The organism is Aeromicrobium sp. Leaf289, from assembly GCF_001423335.1.
In the GTDB taxonomy this organism is placed as follows: Bacteria; Actinomycetota; Actinomycetes; order Propionibacteriales; family Nocardioidaceae; genus Aeromicrobium.
Genome location: NZ_LMNK01000002.1, coordinates 1,434,789 through 1,450,056, shown reverse-complemented (window position 1 = coordinate 1,450,056; position 15,268 = coordinate 1,434,789). Strand labels below are relative to the sequence as shown.

The 15,268-nt window shown below is 71.8% G+C and carries 13 protein-coding genes and 1 tRNA gene; 4 read left to right on the top strand and 10 right to left on the bottom strand.

All coding sequences use genetic code 11. The features are described 5' to 3' along the window. Positions 1-1,197, top strand: a 1,197-nt coding sequence (locus ASF37_RS11035; RefSeq protein ID WP_156368169.1) for an HNH endonuclease signature motif containing protein, incomplete at its 5' end; no start/stop codon positions are given. A 113-nt stretch (positions 1,198-1,310) separates the two neighbouring features. On the opposite strand, the gene ASF37_RS11030 is transcribed toward ASF37_RS11035, so the two are convergent. The 3 genes from ASF37_RS11030 to ASF37_RS11020 form a co-directional block, all read right to left on the bottom strand. After that, positions 1,311-1,384 (bottom strand) — tRNA-Gly (locus ASF37_RS11030). Positions 1,385-1,448: 64 nt separating this feature from the next. Beyond that, positions 1,449-2,561 carry a PP2C family protein-serine/threonine phosphatase gene (locus tag ASF37_RS11025; protein ID WP_156364701.1) on the bottom strand — a complete coding sequence of 371 codons (1,113 nt, stop codon included), beginning with the start codon at positions 2,559-2,561 and terminating at the stop codon, positions 1,449-1,451. Further along, positions 2,558-3,406 carry an Fpg/Nei family DNA glycosylase gene (locus tag ASF37_RS11020; protein ID WP_056580602.1) on the bottom strand — a complete coding sequence of 283 codons (849 nt, stop codon included), beginning with the start codon at positions 3,404-3,406 and terminating at the stop codon, positions 2,558-2,560. The genes ASF37_RS11025 and ASF37_RS11020 overlap by 4 nt, the downstream gene beginning before the upstream one ends. A 208-nt stretch (positions 3,407-3,614) precedes the next feature. On the opposite strand from ASF37_RS11020, the gene ASF37_RS11015 reads away from it, so the two are divergent. Together ASF37_RS11015 and ASF37_RS11010 are read left to right on the top strand one after the other, a co-directional pair. Then, the gene (locus ASF37_RS11015) at positions 3,615-4,322 is read left to right on the top strand and encodes a GAF and ANTAR domain-containing protein (protein WP_055964986.1); all 708 of its coding nucleotides are present in this window, start codon (positions 3,615-3,617) and stop codon (positions 4,320-4,322) included. Next, positions 4,322-5,026, top strand: coding sequence for a GAF and ANTAR domain-containing protein (locus ASF37_RS11010; protein ID WP_055964983.1), 705 nt, complete (start codon positions 4,322-4,324; stop codon positions 5,024-5,026). Before ASF37_RS11015 ends, ASF37_RS11010 begins: the two co-directional genes overlap by 1 nt. 136 nt (positions 5,027-5,162) lie before the next feature. Here the strand turns inward: ASF37_RS11010 and ASF37_RS11005 are convergent, their stop codons facing one another. The 7 genes from ASF37_RS11005 to ASF37_RS10975 form a co-directional block, all read right to left on the bottom strand. Beyond that, a complete protein-coding gene (locus ASF37_RS11005) occupies positions 5,163-6,182 on the bottom strand; it encodes an NAD(P)-dependent oxidoreductase (RefSeq protein WP_055964980.1) in 1,020 nt (339 codons plus the stop codon). Further along, positions 6,179-7,012 carry a hypothetical protein gene (locus ASF37_RS11000; protein ID WP_055964976.1) on the bottom strand — a complete coding sequence of 278 codons (834 nt, stop codon included), beginning with the start codon at positions 7,010-7,012 and terminating at the stop codon, positions 6,179-6,181. Before ASF37_RS11000 ends, ASF37_RS11005 begins: the two co-directional genes overlap by 4 nt. Positions 7,013-7,206: 194 nt before the next feature. After that, a complete protein-coding gene (locus ASF37_RS10995) occupies positions 7,207-9,846 on the bottom strand; it encodes a LuxR C-terminal-related transcriptional regulator (protein ID WP_056580362.1) in 2,640 nt (879 codons plus the stop codon). A gap of 109 nt (positions 9,847-9,955) precedes the next feature. After that, positions 9,956-10,414 (bottom strand): ribose-5-phosphate isomerase, encoded by a 459-nt coding sequence (locus ASF37_RS10990; protein WP_056553036.1) that lies wholly within the window; start codon positions 10,412-10,414, stop codon positions 9,956-9,958. A gap of 33 nt (positions 10,415-10,447) precedes the next feature. After that, on the bottom strand, positions 10,448-11,887 hold the full coding sequence (locus tag ASF37_RS10985) for a CDP-glycerol glycerophosphotransferase family protein (protein ID WP_156368168.1): 1,440 nt from the start codon (positions 11,885-11,887) through the stop codon (positions 10,448-10,450). Between the two features lie 23 nt (positions 11,888-11,910). Continuing rightward, a complete protein-coding gene (locus ASF37_RS10980) occupies positions 11,911-12,813 on the bottom strand; it encodes an alpha/beta hydrolase (protein WP_056580355.1) in 903 nt (300 codons plus the stop codon). Between the two features lie 81 nt (positions 12,814-12,894). After that, entirely contained in the window at positions 12,895-13,521 is a 627-nt protein-coding gene (locus ASF37_RS10975) for a DsbA family protein (protein WP_055964961.1), read from the bottom strand. 187 nt (positions 13,522-13,708) lie between these two features. Here ASF37_RS10975 and ASF37_RS10970 point away from each other — a divergent pair, with 187 nt between their 5' ends. Next, entirely contained in the window at positions 13,709-15,268 is a 1,560-nt protein-coding gene (locus ASF37_RS10970) for an MFS transporter (RefSeq protein ID WP_055964958.1), read from the top strand.

Sequence of the window (15,268 nt, the reverse complement as noted above, 5' to 3'; positions counted from 1 at the left end):
CAGCTCCTCACCCGCCTCGCGAAGATCGAAGCCAGGATCAGCGCTCACAAGATGGCTGCGGCCCGGGTGCTCGAGAAGGCCCGCAAGGCCGCAGCCAATGGTGACGGTCCGCGACCGGGAACGGGCACCTCCACCGGAGCCACGATCTCGATCGACTTCGGGGGTGACCGCAGCGGTGCCGACGCGTTGGTGAACACCGCGCAGCGGATCGAGGAGCAGACCACCCTCATCGAGAACGCGCTCGCCTCCGGAGTGATCAGCACCAAGCAGGCCGACCTCATCTCCCGCGCCCTGGCCAATCTGCCCGACGACGTGACCGCAGAACAGCGTGAGCGATGCGAAGAGACTTTGCTGAAGGACGCGCAGAAGCTGACGCTCAAGGACCTGCGCCGCAGGGCCGCCCGGATCACCGAGACCTACCGCAACACGACCGATGAGGTCGACGCCGACGAGGACGAGATCCTCCGCCGCCGCGAAGACGAAGCCCGCAAGAAGACGTCGTTCTCCATGTGGGACAACAACGACGGCACCGTCACCGGACGCTTCACCCTCCCCGAAGCCCAGGGCGCCATGCTCAAGACCGCGCTCGACGCGCTCGCCGCACCACACCAGAAGGTCGGGACCGTCAACGCCGCCACCGGCGAGATGGACGAGGTGGGGTTCGGGCAGACCTACCCCCAGCGCCTCGGACACGCCTTCGCCACCCTCGTCGAGCACCTCCCCGCCGACTCCCTGCCGTCCAACGGTGGTGTGAGTGCCGTCGTGACCGTGAACCTGGACCTCGACACCCTCGTCGGAGGTGTGAAGGCCGCCGGCCTCTCCGACGAGGCGAGGCGACTGGCCTGCAGCGCCCAGATCGTCCCGATGGTCCTCAACGGCACCTCACTCCCGATCGACCTCGGCAGCGCGAACCGCTACTTCAACAGGTCGTCCCGACGAGCGATGGAGAAGAGAGACGGCGGCTGCACCGCACCCGGATGCGACCGCGACTCACGGTGGACCGAAGCCCACCACCTGAATCCCTACGCCATCTCCAAGACCACCGACATCAGAGACGGCGCCCTCCTCTGTTCGTTCCACCACCACCGAGTTCACGACCAACAGTGGTCAGGCCGGATCAATCCCGATGACGGCCACGTCGAGTGGAAGCTCCCCGGCTCCGACACCTGGCAACGAAACCAGCGCTGGCGACCCTGACGAATCCACCACGGCACCCCGACCCATCGGTCGGGGCACTCGTGCTGCCCGGCCAGCACTGACCCATGTTGCTCGACCACGCCCCGCGGCTGGGAACAGGCTTCGGCCCCGAGAGCGGACGACGAGACTCGAACTCGCAACATTCTGCTTGGAAGGCAGAGACTCTAACCAATTGAGCTACGTCCGCTCTCGGGGCCGAAGCGACTCCAGGATGCCACATGCGCGTGGCCGGTGATGCTGCGGCCCGCGGGTCAGTCGCGACGTGCGAGCAGGAGCACCGCTCGGTCGTCGTCCTTGGTCTTCACCCGTCCGATGATGCGGCCGGCGGCGCCCTCGAAGCCGGGTCGCACGGCACGCGCGGCCACGGACCGGAGCCACTCGACGCCTTCCTCCACGCCCTGTTCACGGGACTCCACCACGCCGTCGGTGAAGAACAGCAGGGCCTCCCCCGACGCGAGGGTCCCTCGGGTCTCGTGGAAGTCGGGGTGCTGCAGGATGCCGAGCGCCGTGCCGCGGGCGTGGTCGGTCTTCCAGTCCGATGCGCCGGGGTGCCAGTGCAGCGCCGGCGGGTGGCCGGCGTTGATGATCCCGTAGTCCCCGCTGCGCAGGTCGATCGTCACGTGCACCGCCGTGGCGAAGCCCTCGTCCCAGTCCTGCCGCATGAGGAAGTCGTTGGCGGCCGCGAACAGGGCGAGCGGCGGCAGCGCCCCGATCAGACCACCGAGGGCCCCGGCGAGCTGCAACGACTGGGTCCCCGCGGCCACGCCCTTCCCACAGACGTCGACGAGCACCATCTCGAGCTTCCGCTCGTCCTCGCTCAGGTTGGCGACCATGAAGTCACCGGAGAAGTGCACCCCGCCCGCGGTCAGCATCGCGGACTCCGCGTGCCACGGAGCCGGCAGGGGCGGGACCTTGCCCTGAGCCTGCAGCCGGTCTCGGAGGTCGACCAGCATGGCCTCGCCCAGCGGACCGGGAAGTCCGCTCCGCCGACGTCGCGCCTCCCACAGCTGGATGCCGGCCACGACGGTCATCATCACGAGCGAGCTCACCCGGTTGGTCGTCATGCCCGTCTCGAGCGACTCGACGGTGACCGTGACGGCCACGAACAGCGCGATCGTGCCCACCAGCACGAGCAACGGCTTGAAGCGCAGGGTGATGCTGCCGAGCAGCAGCGGGATCACGAAGGTGAAGGCCGGGAACACCGGGTACGACACGATGGAGAGGGCGAGGATCACCGCGCTGAGGACCGCCAGCACCCCGAGGACCGCGACCTGACCCTCCTGGGTGCCGGTCTGCCAGCGCACGACCCGGTCGTCGACGTAGCGCCCCACGGTGTGCCGGGCGCGGCGAAGACGTGATCTCACCGGCCGAGCGTACCCGCGGCCTGGCACGTGGGGCACCAGAACAGGTTCCTTGCCGCGAGGACCTGGGTGCGCACCTCGTCGCCGCAGACGTAGCACTCCCGCCCGTCGCGACGGTAGACGTAGACCTCGCCGCCGTGGTCGTCGCGTCGCGGGAGCCGACCCATGACGGCCGGGCCGTGCGCCACGTGGACGGTGTCGATCCGACCCTTGCGCACGCCCTCTCGCATCAGGGCGACGAGGTCGGCCCAGAGGGCGTCCCAGATCGGCTCGGGCAGGTCCCGGCCGGGCAGGAACGGGTCGATGCGGTGCCGGAACAGTGCCTCCGCCCGGTACACGTTGCCGATGCCGGCGACCACCGACTGGTCCATGAGCAAGGTCGCGATCGGCGCCCTCGAGCGGTGGATCCGCTGCCAGGCGCGGTCGGGCTCGGCGTCCGCCCGCAACGGGTCGGGACCGAGCCGCGCGACGAGCGCCTCCACCTCTCCGGGCAGCAGCAGCTCGCACGCCGTGGGACCCCGCAGGTCCGCCGTGCGCGTGGGCCACTCCGCCGGGCCCTCGAGACGCCAGCGCACCTGGCCCTTCACCTCGGGGACCTCGCCCTCGGCGTGCTTCGAGATCCGGAACGCCCCGTAGAGGCCGAGGTGGACGTGCACCTGCTCGTCGAGGCCCTCGAACCGCACCAGCAGGTGCTTGCCCCACGCGTCGGCACCGGCGAGCACCAGCCCGTCGAGCCGGCCGGCTCCGTCGACGAAACGGCCCTGCGGACTGCTCGAGCGCACCCGGTCGCCGGTGAAGGTCTTCGTGAGGCGCCCGGCCAGGCGGTGGAGGGTGTGCCCCTCAGGCACGACGGTTCCGAAGGTCGGGGACGCCGCGGGAGAGAGCCACCAGGCGAGCGTAGCCATGCGGGTCGGACGCGCCAGTCGACCGTCCTGGAAGGTGCGGGCCGATGGCGGGGTCGGGCCGTGACTCCTGTGACGCCTCCTGTCATGATGAGGGATACGTGTCAGACGTGCGACCCTCCTGGGACGTGACGCGGCGGGTGAGGAGTCTCCGATGGAGCTCGGCAACAGTCGGCGCGCACTGGTGCGGTTCGCCTCGCTCCTCGCGTCGTTCGACGAGTCCAGCTACGTCGCTCCGCGCCTGTGCGAGGCCGCCCGCATCGTCGTCGGCGCCGACGGGGCATCGATCTCCGCCGCACTCCTGAACACCAAGCACGAGCTCCTGTGCGCGACCGACGACGTGACCCAGCGATACGAGGAGCTCCAGGAGGTCGCCGGAGAAGGCCCCGCCTTCACGGCCAGCCGTACCGGCGAGCTGGTCACGGTCCGCCTCGGCGACGTCTCCGCCGACCACTGGCCCGCCCTCGCCGTGATGAGCAACGACCTCGAGGGCACCATCTGGTCCGTCCCGATGCGTCCCGGTCGCCTCGTCGTCGGCGTCCTGACGCTGCACCGCGCCCACGGGCCGCTCGAGGAGGAGCTCGAGACCGTGCAGGAGGTTGCCGACGCCGTCGGCACCGCACTGCTCCAGGACTCGAGCGTCCTCGCCCCGGTCACCAGCGACACGGAGGCGTGGTCGGTACGATCACAGCTGCACCAGGCGAGCGGCATGGTGATCGCCCAGCTCGGAGTCAGCCCGGAGGATGCGGTCGCCCTGATCCGGGCACACGCGTACGCTCACGACAAGGACGTCAGCGTGGTGGCGGCCGACGTCATCGCGCGTCGAATCGACTACACGGACTTTCGCATCGGAGGCGACTGATGAGCGACATGGCACGCGCACTCTCCACGGTGTCGGCCTCACTCGTCATCCCCCACGACGTCGCAGGAACGTTGACCGCGCTGCTCGAGGAGGTCACGCAGGCCTTCGGCGCCGTGGCGTGCTCGGTGGCCGTCGCCGACCGGCACGACCGCCTCGAGGTCCTGACGTCGTCGTCCCACCGCGAGGACCTGCTCACGCTGCACGACGTCCAGGCCGCCGAGGGTCCGCTCTTCGAGGCGTGGACGCACGGCAGGCCCGTCACGATGCCCGACATCTCGAGCACGACCCATCCGTGGCCCGACCTCACGGCCGCGATGGAGACTGTGGGGGTCTGCTCCGCCCTGGCCGTGCCGCTGCGCTGGGGCGGCCAGCCGCTCGGTGCCGTGGGCCTCGTGCGCACCGTGCCGGGCGACTTCGACGCCGCCCAGGCCGTCCACCTGCAGGCGTTCGCCGACCTCGCCATGCTCGTCATCGTCCACGCGGACCCCGTCTCGGTGCGGACCGCCGTCCAGCGGATCGACGACGCACTGACCGGCCGGATCGCCGTCGAGCAGGCCAAGGGTGCGCTCGCGTACCTGCACGACTCCACGACCGCCGACGCGTACGACCTCCTGCGCAGGCGAGCCGAGGAGGCCGAGGTCACCTTGAGCGAGGCGGCCCACATCGTGCTGCGCGAGGCCGAGCAGGGCCGAGACGACGCCTAGGGCCAGAGACGTCGGCAGCGCGGCCGGCATCGCGGTGCGACCAGCCGTCGACGCATGACGGCGCCCGTCGGTGGCACCTCGTCCGTCCGCCGGAGACCCATCCGCCGCAGCGCGCCCTCCGGAGACCCACCGTCGATCAACCCGACCTCGCCGCCCGACCGATCCTCGGCCGGCGGACCCGTCGGGCCCCCAGGGTCTCGGCGATCCGAGCGATCATCTCGTCCAAGGTGGTCGTGGGCGCGTACCCGACGAGGCGCCGGACCGCGGTGTTGTCCGGGACGTGCCGGTGCTGGTCCTCCCTGCCGGACCCCTGCCTGTCCGCCTGCGGGACGTGGACGATCCGGCTGTGGCTCCGCGTCACCCGCGCGACGCGGCGCGCGAGGTGGTTGACGCTGAACGCCTCGGTGCCCCCGATGTTGTAGGCCCGGCCGATCGAGCCCTTCGACTCCTGCACGGCGACCATCGCGGGCACCACGTCGCCGACGTAGGCGAAGCACCGGGTCTGCTCGCCGTCCCCGAACACGGTCATGGGCTCGCCGGCCATGGCCTCGGCGACCAGGTGCGGCACGACCATGCCGTACTGGCCCACCTGACGCGGACCGATGGTGTCGAACAGCCGGACGATGCGGACCGGCAGACCGCGCTCGGTCCAGTAGGCGTGGCCGTAGGCCTCGTTGATGCCCCTGGCCGCGGCATAGGTCCACCGCGAGCGAAGCGGCGTGCCCAGGACCCGGTCGCTGTCCTCGGACAGGGTGTCGATCGCGTTCTTGCCGAACACCTCCGCCGTGGACACCAGCAGGACCTCGGCACTGGAGTCCAACGCGGAGTCGAGGACGTTCTCGGTGCCGTGGATGTTGATCCGCATGCCCGCGAGAGGCGAGCCGAGGGCCGCGTGCGCCCCGACGGCAGCTGCGAGGTGGAAGATGCGATCCGCACCCCTGACCGCGGACCGCACCTCCGACTTCTCCATGACCGAGCCCGATCTCAGGTGGAACCGTGGGTGGTCGAGCACCGTCGCGAGGTTCCTGATGTCGCCCGTCGAGAGGTCGTCCAGGACCACCACCTCGTCGCCCCGCTCGAGGAGCAGCTCGACCAGGTGACTTCCGACGAACCCCGCGCCGCCGGTGACGACGGACCGGTTCGTCCCGCTGGTCACGCGGTGTCCCCGGCCGTCGTCGACGTCGATCCACGCACGGTGTCGACGCCGGGCGCGATGCGATCGAACTCGTCGTCGAGGGCCACGCCGACGGCACGGTAGGTGTCGTCCAGGAGCTTGGTCAGCTCGGCGGTACCCAGCGTGCGCACCACGTGGACCTCCTGCTCGCACCGACCGACGAGCTGGGCGGCACGCTGCGCTGAGGCCGACGTCCATCCGGCGACCACGCGGGGGCCTGCTTCCTTCGCCGTCGCGCCGCGTCCCCCGATCCGGCGTCGGGCGCTGAAGGCGACGTGCACGGACGATCCCGGCTCGAGCCCGCGGTCGCGCAGCGGCTTCACCAGGAGGTCCTCCGTGCACCCCACGTACGCCGTGGAGGTGAGGAGGATGAGCTGGCCGGGGACCGCCTGGTCCACCACCACGGCGCACAGGGCTCGCAGGAGCTCGACGTCGGGGGCGTCGTCGTCGTCGGGTGTCGGCCCGCACACCACCACGGCTCGCGCGTCGCCGGCGCGGGCTAGGTCGGGCGAGACCGTGAACGTGTCCAGACCGAGGGTCGTGGCGAGACGCAGGAGGTCCTGGCCGGCAGGTCCGACGTCGTCCGGCGCCCGGCTCGGCGCCGGGACGTCCAGCGCGAGGACCCGCGATCCTGCCCTGTGGTGGGCGAGCGCCGTCAGCAGTCCGACCCGGCCGAGCCCGACGACGGCGACGTCGAAGGGGAACAGGTGCTTCAGCACGCTGCGCCGGGACGCCCGGGACGTGACGACCGAGGTCGGAGGACGGCGGCGTGCCGTGGCCAGCTGGGTCTGGGGGGAGTCGGCGAGCGTCATGGGGTGCTCCTTCTCGTCGGCGCCCCGTGCGCCGTCCTGGACGCCACTCTGGCCCCGACGCCCACAGGCTGAGAAGCCGAATCGCTCAGGCGTGCGGGGCGCAGCCGGACACCCGCACGTGGCCCGCCGCGGCCCGCATCCAGGTGTGCGGGACACCGCCGACGGCGGAGCGGAGCGCGACCGACGGCTCGGGTCTAGCCGCCCTCGCGCAGCATCTCCGCGACGAGCTCCGAGCGCGACGCCACCCCGATCCTCCGGTAGATCGCCGTGAGCCTCAGCTCCACCGTGCGGACCGACATGAACATCGCCGCGGCGATGTCGCGGGTGCGCAGGCCGTCCTTCACGTGAGTGGCGACGACCCACTCCTCGTCGCTGAGCTGGTCCCTGACGGGAGTGGCTTCGATGCCGTGCTCGGACGCTCCGCGGACCGCCCACCCCGTGGCCCCCGCGATGTCGAACGCGGCGACGGCCAGGGTCCGGGCCCGGGCACCCTCGTGCGCGTGGCCGAGCGCGGTGAGCCGGGTGGCCATCACCGCGAGCGTGCGGCCCTGCTCGTACGGGGACTCGCCCGGCTCGAACAGGCCGGCCGCGGCGGTGAAGAGCGGCAGGGACGCCTCACCCTCGGCGGTGAGCGCCCGCATGCGCGCGATCGCGAGGGCCGCCCACCGACTCGGATGGGCCGCCTGCCGGGCCTCGAGGGAGGAGAGGAGCCGGGTCGCCTCCCGGTGCCGACCCGTCGCGACACACGCCTCCGCGTAGTCGGCCCACTGACGCAGGAGGGTGGGATTGCGGAACCGGGCGGCGTAGCCGGTGACCTGGCGCAGCAGGGTGACCGAGGTGTCCGCGTCACCCCGGAGGAGGGCGATCGTCCCCCTCAGGGCGAGCGCCCGGGCCATGGTGGCGGGTGCACCCTCCAGCGAGGCCAGCTCACTGGACCGCTGCAGGACCTCGTCGGCGTCGTCGGTGCGTCCGACCGAGTACTGGATCCAGGCGCGCACGTACAGCTGCCCGGAGGACCGCAGCCCTGCCCACGGGGAGTCGGGGTCCCACGCGGTCGCGCACTCGCGGGCCCGTCGGAACTGACCGGCCGCCACCTCGTTCCCGACGGCGCCGAGCCGGGCCAGGTCGGTCCACACCGGGTCCAGGGCGGTCGGGTAGTGCAGCACGATGTTGAAGAGGTCGCGCGCCTCCCCGTGTCGCTCGGCCAGGGAGTGCGCCCGCGCCTGCATCAGCAGGGGCGCCGGCTCGCTGCCGTCCAGCGACCCGAGGCCGGTCACGGTGGCCCCCTCGGTCGACTTCACGCCGTCGATGGCGTCGAGGGCCGCGATGGTGATCCCGAGCTGGTCGACGGTCTTGTCCGAGAGCCGTCCCTCCGTGGCGGCGGTGGACGGGAGAAGCGCCCGCGCCTCCGCCGTCTCCCACCGCTCGGCGCGGAACCATGCGGCTGCGAGCTGGAGGCCGGCCGCCGTGTCGGGGGCGTTCCCGGCGTGCAGCTCGGCCAGGGCCCGCACCTGGTCGTCGACGAGCTGCTGCGACGTGACCATCTCGTGCACCAGCTCGAAGAAGGCCAGGCGCAGCGCCTGGGTGGCCGTGATGTCGACGACCTGCGGGTGGTGGCTGTAGCGCGCGGCCAGCACCACCTCGCCGTGGCGCAGGAGCTGGGAGCAGAGACCGATGATGGTGTCGAGGTGCCGGTCGACGTGCTCCACCCGCTGCAGCGCCCGCTCGGCCAGCTCGACCGCGGCCGCGACGTCGCCCGACGCGACGAGCCCGACCGCGCTGCGCAGGAGCGCCTCCACCCCGACGGGCTCGCCGTCGAAGCTCCCGTGCCACGCCTCGAGGTGCTCGCTGCGTCCCCGGGCCGCAGCGGCGAGACGCGCGTGCCCCTCACGGCGCGATGCCGATGACTGGGACCAGTAGATCCGGGAGCGCAGGCGGGCGTCCCGGAACGCGACGTGCTGGCCCCTACGGCTCAGGACACCCTCGTCCACCAGCTCGTCGACCGCGCCGGGCAGTCCGGAGTCGACGAGCCCGAGGACCAGGGGGTGCGCGAGGGACGAGAGGGCCACGACGTCGAGGGCGGTCCGCTGCCTCGCGTCCAGGCCGTCGAGGATCGGAGCGGTCAGCACGGCGGACCACGAGCCACCGCGCGGCGGGAGCTGGAGCCAGGCGTCACCTCGCGCCTGGTCCGGGTCGAGACGTTCCAGGTGCTCGCGCAGCAGGCTCGGGTTGCCGCGGCAGTAGGTCGAGAGCACGCGCACGGTCGACTCCGACGGTTCGTGTCCCGGGTCGCGGACCTCGTCGGCGAGGACGTCGGGCGGCAGCGGGCGCAGCTCTCGGCGGGGGATCCCACCCAGCGGCGCGCTCGCCGACATCGTCCGAGCCGTCACCACGAGCCGGAGCCCCGTGTGCAACAGGCGACCGGCCACGAGGCCGAGCACGGCCTGGCTGTGCGCGTCCATCCGGTCGACGTCGTCGACCAGCAGCAGCGTCGCGGGCAGTCGCATCGCCTGGATCACGTCGAGCACGTGGTGGGCCGCGTCGAGCTCCTGGCCGGGTCCCTCCGCCATCGACGCGGCCCGACGCTCGAGGTCGGGCGCCAGGTGCATCGAAAGCCCCACCAGCACCGACTCCAGGCCGGACATGGCGTACGCGGCCTCGTGCGGGTTGGTGCGCACCATGGTGGAGGGGACGGGCGTGCCGTCGACCGCCTCGCTCAGCAACCGGGTCTTGCCGATCCCCGGCTCTCCCACGACCAGCAGTGCACCCTCACGAGGTCCTTCGGCGAGGTCGATGATCGACCTCAGCGTGTGGTGGTGCGGGGTGGCGGTCACACGGCCTCCTGGTCCCCGACGCGAGGCACCGAGAGGTGTCTACATCGTCATGGTCGCCCAGGCGGGCCTGCAGCACCAGGGCCGGAGGTCCACGCCCGACCCGCCGACCTCAGTCGAAGCGACCGGTGGACTCGTACGTGGCGAGCAGGTCGATCCGGCGCTGGTGACGCTCGGCTCCGCTGAACGGCGTGGTCAGGAAGGTCTCGACGATCTCGACGGCCTGCTCGAACGTGTGCATGCGCCCGCCGATGGCCATCACCTGGGCGTCGTTGTGCTCACGGGCGAGTGCGGCCGTCTCCGTGCTCCAGGCGAGCGCCGCTCGAGCGCCGCGCACCTTGTTGGCGGCGATCTGCTCACCGTTGCCCGACCCGCCGATCACGATCGCCAGCGACCCCGGCTCGTCGACCGCGGCCTGGGCCGCCGCGACGCAGAACGGCGGGTAGTCGTCGTCGGCGTCGTACTCGTGCGCGCCGTGGTCGACGGGCTCGTACCCGTGGTCGGTGAGCCACGCCGCGAGGGCGTCCTTGAGCTCGAGGCCGGCATGGTCGGTTCCGAGGTGCACGCGCATGCGGACAGTGTCCCAGAGCGGACGGTTGCCGGTTCAGCGGCCTTCGCGCACCACGCGCCGCACGAACCCCGCGAAGGCGTCGGCGGACTCCTCGCCCCGGAACTCCCCCAGCACGTAGCGCTTGCGAGCCGACCGGGCCTCGGCCAGCGGGTCGTCCACGAGCAGGTCGTCGAGGACCTCGTCGAGGTTCTCGAGATCACCGCGCAGCACGTACGCGGTCTGGGCGATGGGGTACTCGTCGCGGAACTCCTCGACGCTCGACCGCATCGCCGTCATGCTGTACGGCTTCTCGGACTGCAGCCAGTCGGACACGACGCTGGACACGTCGGAGATGAGGGCGTCGGAGGCGTTCGTGCAGTCGGCCACGCTCCACTCGACGTCGGCGCGCCGTCCCCACACGTGCGCGGGACCGCCGGCGGCCCGGTCGGCCTCGAGCAGCCCGTGGATCTCGTGCACCACGGCCCGTCGGATGCGCCAGCGGTAGCTGAGCGGGTGCGGTCGGAAGACCACGCGCACCCCGCGTCGCAGGAGCGCGGCGACGATCTTCGGTCCCTGCTCCAGCGAGGAGAAGTTGACCGCGGGATCGAGGCCGTGCCACGTCGGCGCGTAGAGCACGGTCGGCTGCTCGAGGGACCCGATGGCACCGCGAGCGGGCTCGATGTCCCACGCCTGGGGGCGGCCGAGCACCTCGAACTTGTCGGCATCCACGTGGATGCCGTGGTTGGCGTATCGGTCGATGCCCGCCTGGCCGCACACGACGAGGACGTCGTAGTCCGCGTGCCGGGGGTTGTAGTTGGCCGGCTTGTCGGAGTCGCCGTGGTTGAGCCACACGTGCGTGATGTCCCGGCGCGCCATGAACCGGGCGTTGGTCTGGGCGTTCTGCACGTAGAAGAAGGCGCGGAGGCTGGGGACCAGAGCGTCGTCGAGGTCCTTCATCCCCCGTGACCCCAGCTGCACGAAGGGCGATCGCAGCGGGGTGTCGCCCTCGGTCAGGATCCGCTCGACGTACTTGGCGTGCAGGTTGATGATGACGTTCGGCTCACCGGAGCGCAGCAGGTAGGGCTCCCACATGCGAAGCTGCCACGGACCGCCCGACCTGCCGGCGTAGGCCATCGCCGTGGTCGGGGCGTGACGGACCAGGGCGCGACGCAGTCGTCTGCGGTGCCGCCAGTGCCGCAGCGTCCCCTCCGACGCGCCGACCGCGAGCGCGACGGCCACCACGACCCCGGGCACCGCCACGAGGGGCGTCGGGCGGGTGAGGGCGAGCACCACCAGGACGGCGAAGGCCGCACCCAGCAGCGCGGTGCGCAGCAGCGGCACCAGGCGGTGCGGGGCCGGAGGTCCGTCCGCGACGCCTCGCAGGCCGTAGGCGTGGGTGGGGACGACCACCAGGGGCTCGCGGCTGAGCTGCCGGTCGAGAAAGCGGCGCCAGGCTGGGCGCTCGGTCTGCCCCGGCTCGGCCTGCTCCACCACGCGCGACAGTATGCCAGCCGCGATCACGCCTCCCGTGCCGTGGACCGCGCCGTGTCGAGCCACCCGCCGACCGCGACCACGAGGGCCCGTGACGCGTCGAAGACGGCCGGCTGCCGCCAGAAGGAGTGGATCATCCCGAGGGCCCGGTGCGCGGTGACCTGCACGCCGGCGTCGGCGAGCGCTGCCGCATACGCCTCGCCCTGGTCACGGAGCACGTCGTGCTCGCACGTGACGACGACGGCGGGCGGGTGCTCGGCCAGGTCGGCTGCGCGGAGCACGCTCACCTCGGGCTCGTCGGCCCGGTCCCCCGGCGCGTACGCCTCCCACATCCACGTCATGTCGTCGATGCCGAGGGCGGCGTTCTCGAGCGACGGGTCGAGGTCGGCCCGGCGGTCGGTGACGGGGTACAGCAGGACCTGGTGGTCGAGGAGTGCCGGGTCGCGCACGCACAGGCCCGCGACGAGGTTGGCGCCGGCGGAGTCGCCGATCGCGGGGACCCAGTCGGTGTCGACCCGGTGGCCGCGGCCGTTCGCGCGGAGCCACCGGGCGGCCCGCTCCACGTCGTCGAGGCCCGCCGGGAACGGGTGCTCCGGAGCCAGTCGGTAGTCGACCGACAGCAGGGCCCAACCGGTGACGTGCGCGAGGTACCGGCAGAAGACGTCGTGCGTCTCGACGTCGTGCATGACCCAGCCGCCCCCGTGGACGTAGAGGGCCACGGGTGCGCCGAGCCTCGGACGGTAGAGCCGGCACGGCACGCCGTCGGCGTCCACGTCGGCCACGTGGTCGAGGCCGATGCGGTCCTGCTCCAGGGCGGCCGCCCGCGACTGGGCGCGGATGTCCCTGACGGCCTCGAGGTCCAGCGGCGGCCCGCCGTCGTCGGATCCAAGGGCCGCCAGGTAGGCCCGGGCCTGGGGGTGCAGCGTCATGGGGTCAGCCTAGGACTCGGGGGCCCGCGTCGGGCTCCGCGAGCGACACCGGGAAGCGTCGCCCACGGAGTCCACCCGCGCTCAGTCGAAGATCGGGTCGCGGTCGCGGGTGCGCTTCAGCTCGTAGAACCCGTCGTACCCGGCGAGCAGCCGCGCGCCGTCGAACACCCTGCCGGCGTCCTCGCCCTTGGGCGCGGGCGACAGCACGGGGCCGAAGAAGGCGGTGCCGGCGACGGAGATCACGGGGGTGCCGACCTCCTGGCCGACCCGGTCGATGCCGTCGGCGTGCGAGGCGCGGACGGCGTCGTCGAGCGACGTGTCCTCCGCGGCGTCGGCGAGCTCGGCGGGCAGGCCGACCTCGGCCAGGACCTCCTCGTAGAGCTCACGCGTGAAGTCGCGTCCGCCGGGGTGACGGGCCGTGCCGATGGCGGTGTAGAAGGCGCGCAGCTTCTCCTGCCCGTGCTGCTGCTCGATCGCGATGGCCAGCCGGACCGGACCCCACCCGGCCTGGATCATCTCCTTGTACTCGTCGGGGACGTCCTTGTCCTCGTTGAGCACCGACAGGCTCATCACGTGGAACACGGTGTGCACGTCGCGCACCTGCTCCACCTCGAGCATCCAGCGCGAGGTCATCCACGCCCACGGGCAGAGCGGGTCGAACCAGAAGTCGACGGTCTCGGTGGTGGCGGTGGCGTCGGTCGAAGTCATGCCCCGATCCTTCCACGCGAGCCCCAGCGCGCTCGGCGACCCGGCGATCTCACAGTGCCACCCCCGACCGTGTGCGGACAGTGTTACCGAGCCCTGACGTCGGGCGGTGCGCCGCGAAACACGTCGTCCCTAGCGTTCGAGACGTCCTGGGGCCCCTCGGCCCCTCCCGGATCGAACGAGGAAGTCCATGACGATCGAGCTCGACACGCCCCGCTCCGCTCCGTCGGCACCGACCCGGGCCGCGACCCCGCCACCGCAGCGTCGCACCGGCCGGTGGATCGACCACTGGGACCCGGAGGACCCCGCCTTCTGGGAGTCGCAGGGACGTCGGGTCGCGCGGCGCAACCTCGCCTGGTCGATCTTCGCCGAGCACCTCGGCTTCTCCGTCTGGCTGTTGTGGAGCGTCACGGCCACCTTCCTCGCCTCGGCCGGCTTCGCGTTCACCCCCCAGCAGCTGTTCTGGCTGGTCGCGGCTCCCAACCTCGTCGGCGCCCTCATCCGGCTGCCCTACACGTTCGCCGTGCCCCGGTTCGGTGCCCGCAACTGGACGGTCGTGAGCGCCCTGCTCCTGCTCGTGCCGACCGGGCTCTTCGCCTGGTTCGTGCAACGGCCGGACACGCCGTACTGGGTCTTCATCGTCATCGCGGCGACGGCCGGCGTCGGAGGCGGGAACTTCGCCTCCTCGATGGCCAGCATCAACTTCTTCTACCCGGCGAGCCGCAAGGGCGCGGCACTCGGTCTCAACGCCGCCGGCGGCAACCTCGGTGTCTCCCTGGTCCAGCTGTTCCTGCCCGTCGTGGTCGGCGGCGCCGGTCTCTTCGGACTCGTGCAGGCCAGCGGCTCCGGGATCGCGCTGGAGCGGGCGGCCTACGTGTGGGGAGGTCTGGCCGTCCTGGCCGCGGCCGGCGCGTTCTTCTTCATGAACAACCTGTCGGTGGCGGCGTCACGACCCCGCGAGCAGCTGCGCGTGGTGACCTACCGGCACACCTGGATCATGGCGCTGCTCTACATCGGCACCTTCGGCTCCTTCATCGGCTTCTCCGCGGCGATGCCCCTGCTCATCAAGATCAACTTCTGGAACCAGCCCGTGCCCGACGTCGTCGGCATCGGCGTCAACGTGGCCTCCTTCGCCTTCCTCGGCGCCCTCGTCGGCTCGATCACCCGACCGTTCGGCGGCTGGCTGGCCGACCGGTTCGGCGGAGCACGGATCACCGTCGTGTCCTTCGCCCTCATGACCGTGGGCACGCTCGCGGTGCTGCTCACCCTCACCCGGCTGACCCCCGTGCCCAAGATCGACCCGACCACCGTCGACCCGGAGACCTTCACCTACCCGACCGCCGTGACGAGCGCGGTGGAGGCCAACGAGCAGGTGTTCTGGTTCTTCCTGGCCGCCTTCCTCTTCGTCTTCGCGGCCTCCGGCGTCGGCAACGGGTCGACCTACCGGATGATCCCCATCATCTGGAAGGTGCAGGCCGAGCAGGCGGGGCCGGAGGGCTCGCCCGAGCGTCGCGCCGCCCTCCTGCGCTCCACGCGCGAGGCATCGGCCGTGCTGGGCATCGTCGGAGCCATCGGTGCGATCGGTGGCTTCCTCATCCCGATGACGTTCGGTGCACCGTGGATCACGGACCCGGTCTCCGCGGTGAAGACGGCCTTCGCCCTGTTCGCGGCGTTCTACGTGGTCTGCCTGGTGGTCACCTGGGCCGTCTACCTGCGGCCGCGGTCCGCTATGGCCCGCGCGAAGGTCTGA

What these genes read in the sequence shown, in the direction of transcription:
- ASF37_RS10970 (WP_055964958.1), top strand. Translation starts at nt 13,709, where the DNA reads ATGACGATCGAGCTCGACACGCCCCGCTCCGCTCCGTCGGCACCGACC.
- ASF37_RS10990 (WP_056553036.1), bottom strand. Translation starts at nt 10,414, where the DNA reads ATGCGCGTGCACCTCGGAACCGACCATGCCGGCCTCGAGCTCAAGGAC.
- ASF37_RS10975 (WP_055964961.1), bottom strand. Translation starts at nt 13,521, where the DNA reads ATGACTTCGACCGACGCCACCGCCACCACCGAGACCGTCGACTTCTGG.
- ASF37_RS11000 (WP_055964976.1), bottom strand. Translation starts at nt 7,012, where the DNA reads ATGACGCTCGCCGACTCCCCCCAGACCCAGCTGGCCACGGCACGCCGC.
- ASF37_RS11015 (WP_055964986.1), top strand. Translation starts at nt 3,615, where the DNA reads ATGGAGCTCGGCAACAGTCGGCGCGCACTGGTGCGGTTCGCCTCGCTC.
- ASF37_RS10980 (WP_056580355.1), bottom strand. Translation starts at nt 12,813, where the DNA reads ATGACGCTGCACCCCCAGGCCCGGGCCTACCTGGCGGCCCTTGGATCC.
- ASF37_RS11010 (WP_055964983.1), top strand. Translation starts at nt 4,322, where the DNA reads ATGAGCGACATGGCACGCGCACTCTCCACGGTGTCGGCCTCACTCGTC.